This is a genomic window from Paenibacillus sp. MER TA 81-3, from assembly GCF_023713585.1.
GTDB classification, from domain to species: Bacteria; Bacillota; Bacilli; order Paenibacillales; family Paenibacillaceae; genus Paenibacillus_B; species Paenibacillus_B profundus.
Map to the genome: position 1 here is coordinate 93,686 of NZ_JAMAWB010000019.1, position 12,377 is coordinate 106,062.

7 protein-coding genes and 1 riboswitch are annotated in these 12,377 nt (G+C 51.4%); of the genes, 1 reads left to right on the forward strand and 6 read right to left on the reverse strand.

Translation table 11 applies throughout. The annotated features are described in order from the left end of the window. Window positions 1–21 precede the first annotated feature (21 nt). Window positions 22–6,768, reverse strand: a complete 6,747-nt coding sequence (locus M3650_RS23455; protein ID WP_251578295.1) for a non-ribosomal peptide synthetase — start codon at window positions 6,766–6,768, stop codon at window positions 22–24. Window positions 6,769–6,792: 24 nt separating this feature from the next. Next, window positions 6,793–7,503 (reverse strand): 4'-phosphopantetheinyl transferase family protein, encoded by a 711-nt coding sequence (locus tag M3650_RS23460; protein WP_251578297.1) that lies wholly within the window; start codon window positions 7,501–7,503, stop codon window positions 6,793–6,795. 87 nt (window positions 7,504–7,590) lie between these two features. Then, window positions 7,591–7,680: riboswitch (cyclic di-GMP riboswitch) on the reverse strand. A gap of 109 nt (window positions 7,681–7,789) precedes the next feature. Here M3650_RS23460 and M3650_RS23465 point away from each other — a divergent pair. After that, entirely contained in the window at window positions 7,790–8,302 is a 513-nt protein-coding gene (locus M3650_RS23465; RefSeq protein WP_251578299.1) for a helix-turn-helix domain-containing protein, read from the forward strand. Between the two features lie 952 nt (window positions 8,303–9,254). Here the strand turns inward: M3650_RS23465 and M3650_RS23470 are convergent. From M3650_RS23470 to M3650_RS23485, 4 genes are all read right to left on the reverse strand, one after another. Beyond that, window positions 9,255–10,166, reverse strand: a complete 912-nt coding sequence (locus tag M3650_RS23470; protein ID WP_251578301.1) for a transposase — start codon at window positions 10,164–10,166, stop codon at window positions 9,255–9,257. Window positions 10,167–10,889: 723 nt separating this feature from the next. Beyond that, the gene (locus M3650_RS23475; RefSeq protein WP_483311784.1) at window positions 10,890–11,771 is read right to left on the reverse strand and encodes a lipoate--protein ligase family protein; all 882 of its coding nucleotides are present in this window, start codon (window positions 11,769–11,771) and stop codon (window positions 10,890–10,892) included. 41 nt (window positions 11,772–11,812) lie between these two features. Continuing rightward, window positions 11,813–12,070 (reverse strand): hypothetical protein, encoded by a 258-nt coding sequence (locus M3650_RS23480; RefSeq protein ID WP_251578305.1) that lies wholly within the window; start codon window positions 12,068–12,070, stop codon window positions 11,813–11,815. Further along, window positions 12,058–12,312 (reverse strand): YciI family protein, encoded by a 255-nt coding sequence (locus M3650_RS23485; protein ID WP_019422344.1) that lies wholly within the window; start codon window positions 12,310–12,312, stop codon window positions 12,058–12,060. Before M3650_RS23485 ends, M3650_RS23480 begins: the two co-directional genes overlap by 13 nt. Window positions 12,313–12,377 lie beyond the last annotated feature (65 nt).

Consider the following 12,377-nt stretch of genomic DNA (forward strand, 5'->3'; position numbering starts at 1 on the left):
ATACGTAGTCTCGCAACCGATTCACTTGTCCGGGTACGACAGGAATCCTACTTCGCGGCAATGGTTCAGCATGCTCGTAATTTGCGTATCTCCCGGTGCTGTCCAAGCGAACCCGAGATAGCCCAGCACGGTCGTCGTCCGCTCGGCGGCATGAGCGAATGAGGTCTGTGCCGTTCCCTCGTCCATCCAACCGCTGTGCAGCATGACGTTCTCTACCGCTTCTCTGTCCGCCTTCTGCTCGTAGCGCTCGAACAAATAATCCAAGAAGCGATCCATCGGCAGCGGCATGACGGAAAATTCAGGCCGCTTCGCAAGCATGTCCGACATGCCGATGCGATGCGGGTTATAAATATGGAATGTCTCATTATGCAGTGCAGGCTTGTCAAATAACGTAATGATGGCCCGGCTCACTTGATCCACGTAAGACAAATCTGTATCCTGTCCGGCCTCTGGAACCGCGCCTAACTCGATGAAGGCTTTCACCGTGTTATAGAAGCCATTGTCATGGATATTTTCCTGGAATTGGCCGTTCTCGGAGTTGAACACGATGTTGCCGATACGATAAATGTTGGCATTCACGCCGTTCTCCCGGGCCTGCTCTACCTGCTTCTCTGCCGCGAACTTCGTCTGCACGTAATAGTTATCATGCCGCTGGCCGATGTCCAGATCGTCTTCGGTAAACAGAATCTCAGACTCTCCTTCGATCGTCCCCATCCCGACGGACATCGTCGACACATGGTGGAACTCCTTCTTGTTCCCTGCAGCGGCTAATTCCAACAAGCGCTCCGTCGCGGTCACATTGTTCAGCACAAATTCGGAATAATGTCCGTAGTGCTTCACATTAGCGGCCGCATGAATGATGCAATCAACTTCGTCCGACAGCTTGGAGTATACGTCCTCTTCCAGTCCAAGGCGCTCTTCACTCAAATTGCCGTTGATTGCCACAATTCGATGCCCGTGCTGCTGCGCCAAAGAAGGTCCGAAATAATAAGCAAGCTTATCGTTCAATCTTTGCCGCGACTGTTCGGAAGACTCCCCACGAACAACAGCAGTAACCTTGCTGTCTGTGCAGACGAGCAGATCACGAAGCAAATAGGCCCCCAAATATCCTGTCACTCCGGTCAGCAGCACATTGCGGTATCGCGCTCGTTCCGATAGATCCATTCGGCCATACCGTTCATTTCGGCTCCGGTATTGAATCCACCCTTCGCTTACCGCCTTGTCTTCTTCAACGGATACTGCGTGCAGATAGGCTTCCCGAATCTGCTCCAGCTTGTCCTTCATATGATTCGGCCGATACTTCATATGCTGTGCCAGCTCCCGAATCGTCGGATAGGCAAATATATCGCTGACATCGACTTCGAACTCCTGCTTTAACTGGGCAACGAGCGTGATAGCCTTCAAGGAATGGCCACCCAGTTCAAAGAAGTTGTCGCACACTCCGACCGATGCAATCCCTAACAGCTCTTGCCACATATCCGCCAGCTTCATTTCGGTGTCATTGGCTGGAGATACATAGTTCGCCGCGGTCCATTCCTGCTTTGACGGCGCCGGCAGCTTCGCCCGGTCGATTTTCCCGTTCGTCGTAAGCGGCATCTGCTCCAAAAACGCATAGTAGGTCGGTATCATGTAATCCGGCAGGTGTGAGAGCAGATGCTGCCTGATGTCAGCAGCCGTCAATGTGCCTTCAGCCACAATGTACGCGCACAGCGCCTTTTGCCCCGTTGATTCCTCGATATCCGTAACGAGCGTTTCCTTCACCAGCTCGTGGCTGCGGATTTGCGCTTCAATTTCGCCCAATTCCATCCGATAGCCGCGAATTTTGACCTGATGGTCTTTACGCCCAAGGAACTCGATGGTGCCGTCTGGCAGCCACCGCACAAGGTCCCCCGTCTTATACAGCTTCTCGCCAGAAATGAACGGGCTGTCAATGAAATTCTCCTGCGTCAGATCATCTCGGTTCAAATAGCCGCGCGCTACCCCGTCTCCGCCAACCCAGAGTTCGCCTGCCACGCCAATCGGCTGCAGCTTGCCGTAGCCGTTCACCACATAAGCTGTCGAGTTCGCAATTGGCATCCCGATCGGGATTGAGCCGTCCCGTTCCGCCGTAATCTGGTGGCAGCACGAGAAGGTGGTGTTCTCTGTCGGACCGTAGCCGTTCACAATCGCGATCGGCGCACACGCGTGCAGCACACGATAAATATGCTTCGGCGACAAGACATCACCGCCGACGAGCAACGTCCGCACCGGTGCGAACAGGTGCTCATTCTTCTCCACCAGCTGGGTAAACAGCGGCGAAGTAAGCCACATCATTGTAATGCCGTGCTGAGCGATGGCACGCTCCAACTGCTCTGCGTCCAGGATCGTCGTCTTATCCACCAACACGAGCCGAAGTCCATTCAGCAGCGCTCCCCAGATTTCAAACGTCGAAGCATCGAATACGAGCGAGCCCGTCTGCAAAATGCAGTCATCCTCTTGAAACGTCACGAAGTTCGTGTTCTTCACCAAGCGAACGACGTTGCGATGTGTGACCATAACTCCTTTTGGCTTGCCTGTGGAACCAGATGTGTACATCAAGTAAATCAAATGGTCTGCATCATTCACATGCTCCAGGTTATCTATCGATTCATGGGACAGCTCTGGATCGGAGAAGCCGATGTGCTGCAAGCCTTCTGGCAGACGCTCAGCCAAATGTCCGCTTGTCAGCACGATAGCAGCGCCGCTATCCTCCAGCAAATACTGAATCCGTTCCTGTGGATAATCGGGATCGATCGGAACGTAAGCTCCACCCGCCTTCATAATCGCGAGCACGCCGATAACCATCTCTGCTGTCCGTTCCGTGAACAGACCTACCGGTTGTTCGGGATTCGTCCCTTGCTGCCGCAAATACCGGGCCAGCCGGTTCGCTTCCGCGTTAAGCTCTCCGTAAGTAAGCTCCCGTTCACCCGCCACCAGCGCGATGCGCCCCGGCGTGATGCGCGCCTGTTCCTCGAACAGAGCATGCACAGTGGAATTACGCGGATAATCTGCCTCCGTCTGATTGAATTCGTGAATCAGCTGCTGCTGTTCTTGTCTGGTTATCATCTCCAGCTCGCCGATCTTGCGCTCCGGCTGTTCCGCCGCTTGTGCAGCCAGCTGCACGAAATGCTCGGCCATCCGTTCCACCGTTGCCTGAGTGAACAGCTTCGAACAGAATTCGAAGTTAAGCGATAATGATTCCTCGTTCTCCACCGCTTCCAGCGTCAAATCGAACTTCGACGTTCCATTGTGGTAGGGTACCGTCACGAATGCTGCGTCCCCCATCTGGAGCGATGTATCTCCCATGTTCTGCATGACGAATACCGTATCGAACAGCGGATTCCGGCTCACATCCCGCTTTAGCTGCAGACGATCGATCAAGCTGTCCAGCGGATAATCCTGATGCTCGTACGCCGACAGAAGAGTAACCTTCATTTCTTCCAAGTAAGAGGCGAACGTTTTTTCACCTTCCGGGTAGCTCCGAATCGGCAGCGTATTGACGAACATGCCCATCATACGGTTCAGATCAGCATGTGTACGTGCAGCAATCGCACAGCCGACGATGACATCTTCCTTGTCCGCATATTTGGAGAGCAGCACGTTGTAAATGGACAACAGCGCCATATATAGCGTCGTTCCCTGGTCAAGGGCCATCTGCTTCAAGCCTGCAGTCGCTTCAGCCGGCAGTGTCACACGCACGATGTCCCCCTCGAACGATTGCACGTTCGGACGCGGGGAATCGGCTGGAAGCTCCAGTACCGGAAGCTCTCCCTCCAGAACGCGCAGCCAATGCCCTTCATGTGCGGCAATATCCTGCTTCCGCTGCGATTGCCATTCAGCATAGTCTTTATACTGCAATCGTACTGGCGTAAGATCCTTCCCCTCGTACAGCGCCGACAGCTCTTCTGCAAAGATGCTGAGCGACGTGCCGTCAAAGACGATATGGTGGATGTCCAGCAAGAGAACATAATCATCTTCCCCGAGCTTGGCCAATGCCGCCCGGAACAGAGGCGCCTCGTCCAGTTGGAATGGCTGGACAAATTCGTCGGCCAGTTCCGCTGCGGTGCGGCCTTCCGCTTCGATGAGCGGCATCCGGAAGCCGGTGTGAGCATGCACCTTCTGGATAACTTCATCCTGCTCCCAATGGAACGAGGTCCTGAACGCTTCGTGGCGTTCCACTAGCCGATTTAGCGCCTGTTCGAGCCGTCCGGCGTCTAGCTTTCCCTTCACCTGGTACACGAGCGGTATGTGATAGGCCATGCCGACTCCGCCCCGCTGCTGCAGCGCGAACATACGCGTCTGCGCCGGAGCGAGACGATAATGCGGCTTCGCTTCCGCTGGCTCAATCGCCTCGAACCGTCCTGCTTCGCCCTCATCGATCAGCGCGGCCAGCTTGCCGATGAACGGATTCGCGAACAGCTCCTTGAAGGACAGCGTGACACGGAATGCGGCCGCAATCTTCGCCTGCAGCTGAGCCATCTTCAACGAGTGCCCTCCCAGTTCGAAGAAATGGTCCTTCGTTCCGATTGGCGCAATGCCGAGCAGTTCCTCCCACATGTACGCGAGCTTGATTTCCGTCTCGCTGACAGGCGCCGTATAGCCGGCGGCAGCCCGCTCCCGCTTCTCTGGCTGCGGCAGCTTCGCCCGGTCGATCTTGCCGTTAATCGTAAGCGGCATCCGGTCCAGGAACATGAAATAGGCAGGCACCATATATTCCGGCAGATGCTGTGACAGATACTCCCGGATTTCGGCCGCCGTCATACCGCCTTCCGCCACGATATAGGCGCAAAGCGCCTTCTGACCCGGAGTCTCTTCGAAGTCGATGACAATCGCTTCCGTCACTTGCTCGTGAGCATGAATTTGCGCTTCAATCTCACCGAGCTCCATCCGATAGCCGCGAATCTTCACTTGGTGATCCTTGCGGCCTACGAATTCAATACTGCCGTTCGTCAGCATCCGCACAAGGTCACCCGTCTTATAAATCCGTTCCCCTTGCACGAATGGGCTATCGATGAACTTCTCCTGGGTCAGCTCCTCCTGATTCAAATAGCCGCGCGCAACGCCCTCGCCGCCGACCCACAGCTCGCCTACCGCCCCTATTGGCTGCAGCTTGCCGTACTCATTCACGACATAGGCAGTCGAGTTCGTAATCGGTGTACCGATGGGTATCGTCCCATCCACCTCGTGCTTTAGCTCGAAAGAGGTGGAAAAGGTCGTATTCTCGGTCGGACCGTAAATATTGGATATCGCGATTGGCGCACACTCTTTCGCCGCGCGGTAGAAATGCTTCGGCGACATCAGTTCTCCACCGACTAGCAGTTGGCGGAGCGGAGCGAATATGCGCGGGTTGCGGTCCACCAATTGAATGAACAGCGCCGTCGTCAGGAACATAATCGTCACGTCGTGACGGATAATGGCTTGTTCCAACTGCTCTGCATCCAATATCGTCGTTTTATCAACCAACACCAGTCCCAATCCGTTCAAGAGCGAGCCCCAGATTTCAAAGGTCGATGCATCGAACACCAGCGATCCCGTCTGCAAAATGCGATCGTCTTGGCCGAACTTCACATAGTTCGTATGTTTGACCAGCCGGATGACATTACGGTGCGTTACCATCACACCTTTCGGCCGGCCCGTCGAGCCTGATGTGTAAATGATATAGATAAGATCCTCCGGCTGATTGACAGGGGACAGATTATCCTCCAGTTCAGTGGCAAGATCCGGGTCGTCGATGATGACGCGTTCGATTGCACCGGGTAAATAATCGGCCGCTAACCGGCTCGTCAGTACCAATCGAGTGCCGCTGTCCTCCAATACGTATTGAATGCGGTCCTGCGGGTGATCGGGATCTAGAGGGACATAAGTTCCTCCTGCTTTTAAAATCGCTAGTATCCCTATGACCATTTCCGCGGTTCGCTCTGCCATAATACCGACGGTTTGCTCGCGGGTCACCCCCTGCTTCCGCAGACGGCGGGCTAATTGATTCGCCTTTTTGTTCAATTCCCGGTATGTGAGCTCCCGCTCGTCTTCCACAACAGCAACTCGGTCTGGAGCTTGAAGCACCTGCTGTTCGAACAGTGCCTGTACCGTGAAAGTCTTCGGATATTCCACTTGAGTCCGGTTCATATCATGAATCAACTGTCGCTTATCTTGTTCCGTCAGCATTTCCAACTCGCCGATTGTTTTCTGCGGATGCCGTGCCGCCTCTTGAAGGAGCTGCAGGAAGTAGACCGCCAACCGTTCTATCGTCGTTTGCTGGAAGTGATTTTGTTCATAATAAATCGTAAATATCGGTGATGTCACACCATCTGCGCCAGCATATTGAAATCTGCCGTGCAGCCCGCTTACGTCTTGGTCCTTCGGAAGCTCGGGACAGATTCCGGCGCCGCACCAGCAATAAGTCGCAACGCCACTGTCCTCTAATGCTGCTGAGCAAGTCACGCTCACTGTGTCAGCGCAGGACGACAGACTGTCATGAATGCTCACGATGCCAGCTATCGTTACGTCGCTCTGGCTAACTATGGTATGAGCGCCTTTGCCGTTCTCCGATCCCACAACATGAAGGGCCACTTGTTCCGAGTTGTAAAACCGAGAAAGCAGTGCAGCCCAAGCCCCGCAAATAACGGATTCCAGCTTGACGGAATGCTCGCTCGAACGCTCGGTCAAGAGGCGTACCGTATCCGCCGGCAGCTCAAAAGAATGTGCGTCGTGTCCGACCAACTTTTCCACTGTCAATTGAATTGAAGCCAATCTATGTCCACTCCTTTATCTCGTTCAACGATAAATCATAAATCGATGAGTCAATTGTTCCACTGTTATGTATTCTACTTGCTCGGCGAACTCTGCATGCTGTGCACAAACCGCCATACTATAGCCTGCTTCAACCCCGGAGTATTGTTTTACATAGTAATCGTCAACACTCCATACAGGATCGCTATGCGGTACAGCAGCGGTTTCTGTCACGATTTCGAGCAAGCTCGGAAGCATGCCGAACCCCGTTCCGATCGCCTTGAGACAGCTCTCTTTCGCCGTCCAAATGGTGAAGAACCGTTCCTGGCGCGCGCGATCACCGTCTGTACATGTGAGCATATCCCACTCGCGCGGCGCGCATATAAGACGAGCCACATCCATATCCCACTCTCTCATTCGTTCGATATCAATTCCGATTGGCGCGTTATCAACCGCAGCCACGACGATATTTCCTGAATGGGAGACGTTGAAATAAACGGGATTCCCTTTAAGATAGGGCTTGCCGTATTCATTGGTGCGAAAAAAAAGCTCATCGTTTCGCTGTCCCAATTTTCGACAAAGCAGACTGCGGACCAGAATATCCGCGACGACCAAGCGCTGCCGCTCCTTATGCTTACGGAGCCTGTCCAGTCTTTTGTATTTTTCAGGAGTAATATGCGGGATTAGTCTGTCAATCAGCCGGTTCATCTTATCGTGAGGAGAACCACCCTCCAATTTCAACATGACAATATTCATAATCCGATTCATCCTCTAAACGCAAAAAAAAGACTATTGTCCCCAATAGCCTCGTCACCAAATAAATGTTGATGTACCGCAACATAGAATGGCAACCCGGCCGCCATAATCCGCTTGCTGGATGTTAGGCCCGAGGCTTTGCGTCCTTACCTTTCGATAAGTTTGCCTTTATCAAGTTATATATTTCGGTTTTCATACGTATTTGTTTACACATCCACCCACTGGAAATGAATACCTTTGTTCATGAAGACCTATACTAAAATAAAATCTCAAGTGAGTGAGTATGATGAAAAAACTATCTATCTCCAACAATCATGGCTGGGACGAGCCAACACTAGAACAACTGGCTTCCAGCTTAGACGATGTTCAACTCGCCAATCGAGTGCGGGCCATCCAACTCATCATGTCCGGTGCTTTCGCCAAAGACGTAGCCGTGCAGTTGGGCATCCATCGCCAATCCGTATCCGTTTATGTCAAACTGTTCAACGAAGGTGGCATGGAGCATTTACTTGCCCGCAGCCTCGCTCCAGGCAAACCAAGGTTGCTGTCCCAGGAGCAGGAACGAGAATTGATTCGTCGTATCGTCTCCACTCCTTCGCCTTTTGCTCAAGGGGCTTCTCATTGGAGCATGCGCGATATTCATGCCTTGCTGCAGTCAGAATTTCATCTTGAAATGTCACGCACTGGCATTCGCGACATGCTGCGTCGATTAGGTCTAAAGTATACAAAACATGGTTATAAACTTGAGAAACAGATAGAACATCCAACTCAAGACCCATATAATACATCGGAACGTTAAGATGAAAACTTAAACGCCTACCTTCATTTTACTTTCGATTTTTCGACAATGCAAATCAACTTATGTCAAAAAATGATGAATTTTCGGTTATTTTAAGTTTTTTTGTGCGATACAATGCGCTTTGGAGCAGAACAATTATCCAGTTCCATGTTGTTTTCATGAGCGATAGCGATAATGTGATAAAAATGTGAACACTAACGTTTCCGCCCTTTTCCAGAACAGAAACAAGACCGCCTCTCTGAAGCAGACGGTCTTATTTTCCTATCCTACCATTTACCTATTCCATTTGGTGCTGCTGCACCCTAGACCTGAACACTACGTTCCACGGTATACAGTCTACGGAATGCGGGTCTACGGTCTACGGAATGCAGTCTACGGTCTATAATGCGGGCCTACAGACTACGCTTGAAACGCTGTAATCCTTCAGGTATTACGTTCATAGTAGGATCCTTTCTTTTAGCACTTAGCTCCACTCTCCCCTTAGTTCAGAAACTACATTAAGTTGATACATGGCGATACCAGCGCTTGTGCTTGATTATAGCAGCACCTTTTCATTTTCCGAAAAGTAAAAACTTGAGAGCTACAACATAAGATGAATATTTCAGAAAAAGATTTTCAACATAAAGAACGCCGAAGGAGTAACGAGCGGAACCGTGAAAAAGTCACAACTAAAACCGTCAAACAGTCACAAGAGGAACTGTGCTAGAAATACTGCCAGGACGCTCAATCATCGACAACCGGAACGGTGCTAGTAATACTGCCAAGACGCTCAATCATCGACAACTGGGACGGTACTAGAAATACTGCCAAGACGCTCAATCATCGACAACTGGGACAGTGCTAGAAATACTGCCAGAACTCTCAAACAGCCGCAGTTGAAACGGAATAAACTAATGAGGTGTAACACGTTTCGCAATAACGACTCGTTCAAGGTGCGACGCAATCAAATATGTCATGCTGCTATTTGTATGCCTGAAACTAAGGGCTCCTCAAATCGGGTGCAAGAAGCAGCTGAGGAAGGGGAAAGCACAGCCACGCATAAGTACAATAGTTGCTCCCAAGCGGACGTATGTTGGAGAGATGTATTGAATCGAAAGCAAAATTCATCCAGGTATGCCTGAAGATATTTGGCGCCTATCCCGTGAAATGTGTCGTTCATCCAGCGCCACGCCAGTTTGAAGGATTGATATAAAGGACTGTTGCGGCGAACCTGGAAATTGTGTCGGATGATGGATGTCTCGGTAGCAGTCTTAGCAACATGCAGATCAGCGAAGTGTTCGCAGTCAGAGCGGAGCAGCAACTTGTTCGAGTGGTGAGTTGGCTCCACTAGCTTCATCTTGAGTTCGCCCGTTTGTCCGTCTGGCATGACGGATTCAGCAACGATCAGAGGGCATTCCCGAGGGTTAAGTTGTCTAGAAGGATGATGGCCATAGAAGGCCACAAAGCCATGAACTATCCCTGCCAGCGGCCGAACGGTATCACCACGGCTAATCGCGGCTCGGATCTTATGCAGCATCAACCAAGCGGTCTTGTATGTAACCTCGATAATCGAGCTGAGCCGAACGGCGTTGATGCCGATATCGGAACGAGAGACAAGCCAGAATGTAGTAAGCCACTTCTGCAAGGACGTGCGGCTGCCTTCCATGACCGTGCCAGCGATGAGCGATGTCTGATGGCGGCAAGCGCGGCACTCGTACAGTGGAAGCCGGCGTGTCCGGATGACGTAGGCATGGGCGTGCTGACAGCGTGGGCAGACAAAACCATGTGGCCACTTCAAATTATATAGGAAAGAGACGCAAGAAGATTCGTTATGAAACTGACGCTGCAACTCTTCCAATGTATCGACAGATTGCAATGCCTCCATAAAGTCATCCTCCTCGTCCCGTAATGATTTGGCCTAACTTAAAAATATATGTTCCTATACTCATTATACAGAACAAATGTTCGTTTATCAAGTTTATTTTCTAATATTATGAAATATTCTCGTTTTCAGGGGAACGTTATGCTGTTCTGAATAAAGGGGAGAGTGATGCAAAGGAGTGAACGAGAACCCCTTCTCAAGGAAGAGGAAATTAACACACTAGGATGCAGGCGAAATATATCTCCTGATGGAAGGAAAGAGTGACGCAAAGGAGAAAACGAGAACCCCTTCTCAAGGAAGAGGAAATTAACACACTAGGATGCAGGCGAAATATATCTCCTGATGGAAGGAAAGAGTGATGCAAAGGAGTGAACGAGAACCCATTCTCAAGGAAAGGGAAATTAACACACTAGGATGCAGGCGAAATATATCTCCTGATGGAAGGAAAGAGTGATGCAAAGGAGTAAACGAGAACCCCTTCTCAAGGAAGGGGAAATTAACACACTAGGATGCAGGCGAAATATATCTCCTGATGGAAGGAAAGAGTGATGCAAAGGAGCGAATGATGTCACATTCTCTACTAATGATTCAAATGAGATTGCTGTAGTGGTTGTTATATGTGTTATATGTGTTATATGGGTTATATGGGTTATATGCAAACAAGGGACCGGATATAATTATCCCATCCCTTGTTAACATTTTTGCGAATTGTTGCCACGGACCAGCCTACGGCGCAATCCCATACCGGCGCTGGAACAATTCCATCGTCTCCCGCACCTGATCTGGCTCTGGCAGCCACAGCTTGGCTGCGGCTTCGGTCAATCCTTGCGCCGTCTGCCGAGTGCGAATGACGCGCTTCACCGCCTCCGTGAACACCTCGGCCGCCCCGGAACCGAGTCCGGCCGATTCCTCCAAGCTGGCCGTGCTCTCCTCTGTAACGACGGGGTGATCCAGTCGTTCCGCTCCGGCGGCCGCTCGCTCATAAAACGCGCGCACCAGTTGCGTGCTCTCCCGTCCTGAGCCTGCGGCGATAACGAACGCCTGCACGATATACGCGTGCGCTTGCCTCCTCTGGGCAATGCCGCAGAACTTGCGGCCGCCAATGCTGAGATCGAAGTCGCCCGGGCAGTAGGCACCTTCGACTTCGCCCTTGTCCACCCGACAGCCGGTCTCGCGGAGCGCAAGCTGAATCAGGTGGTACATCCGCTCGAAGTCGCTGTGAAAATGCTTGTCTCCCCGCTCATGCTTCGGCAGGATGAGCGAAATGTTGACGACGCCTAGGTCGAGCGGCACAGCCGCGCCGCCGGTATTGCGCACGCCGGTCGAGTACCCAAGCGAATGTAGCCAGCGCTGCGCTTCCCCGGCTCCGGGCAGGCGGCTGTCGCGCTGCCCCATGACGAAGGCACGGGGATGGCGCCATAGATGACACAACGGCGCACCGCCCATGCCCACATGCCTACATAACAGCTCATCAAGCGCGAACGGATAGAGCGCATCCTCTTCCGCAAGATCATTCGTCCGATCCAGCAGCAGCAAATTATCCAGCCCGTCGATGACATCGCCATCTTGTTCTATGTTTTCTATGCCGTTATCCGTCAATCGGTTCATTTCATCCATCATGTTGAGCCTCCAGGGCAGGAGCGGTTTTTTTACTCCGTTGCTTTTGTTGCTGTTTCTTTTGTTGCTGTTTCTTTCGTAGCATTTGTTACTTTCGTTGCTTTTGTTTCTTTCGTAGCATTTGTTACTTTTGTTACTTTTTTTACTTTTGTTACTTTTGTTACTTTTGTTACTTTTGTTACTTTTGTTACTTTCGTTGCTTTCGTTGCTTTTGTTGCTTTTGTTACTTTCGTTGCTTTTGTTTCTTTTGTTTCTTTGTTGCTAACGTTCCGTACTTTTAAATTTTCCACTCTCGCAAGTTGAGTTGTCTTACGCCTTCCACCACGTACGGATCGTTCTCCGCAATCTGCCGAGCTTCCTCCATCGAGTCGGCGATGTATACGACCATACCGCCCGAACCGTCACCGAATGGACCTTTGGCAAATAGCTTGCCCTGCTCCTTCAGCTTGTCCAAGTAATCCAAATGCTGTTGGCGAAACGTCTGATTTTTGGATGCATCTTTCATTTCCAGTATTGCTGCAAAGTATGCCATGGTAAGATCGTATCTCCTTTTTCAATAAAGTAGGTATCCGATTCTTCCTTTAGAGTACACCACAT

Bases quoted from the DNA above. Each gene is read 5' to 3' on its own strand.
- M3650_RS23460 (WP_251578297.1), bottom strand. From the start codon at position 7,503: ATGAATATTGTCATGTTGAAATTGGAGGGTGGTTCTCCTCACGATAAG.
- M3650_RS23485 (WP_019422344.1), bottom strand. From the start codon at position 12,312: ATGGCATACTTTGCAGCAATACTGGAAATGAAAGATGCATCCAAAAAT.
- M3650_RS23470 (WP_251578301.1), bottom strand. From the start codon at position 10,166: ATGGAGGCATTGCAATCTGTCGATACATTGGAAGAGTTGCAGCGTCAG.
- M3650_RS23465 (WP_251578299.1), top strand. From the start codon at position 7,790: ATGAAAAAACTATCTATCTCCAACAATCATGGCTGGGACGAGCCAACA.
- M3650_RS23475 (WP_483311784.1), bottom strand. From the start codon at position 11,771: ATGAACCGATTGACGGATAACGGCATAGAAAACATAGAACAAGATGGC.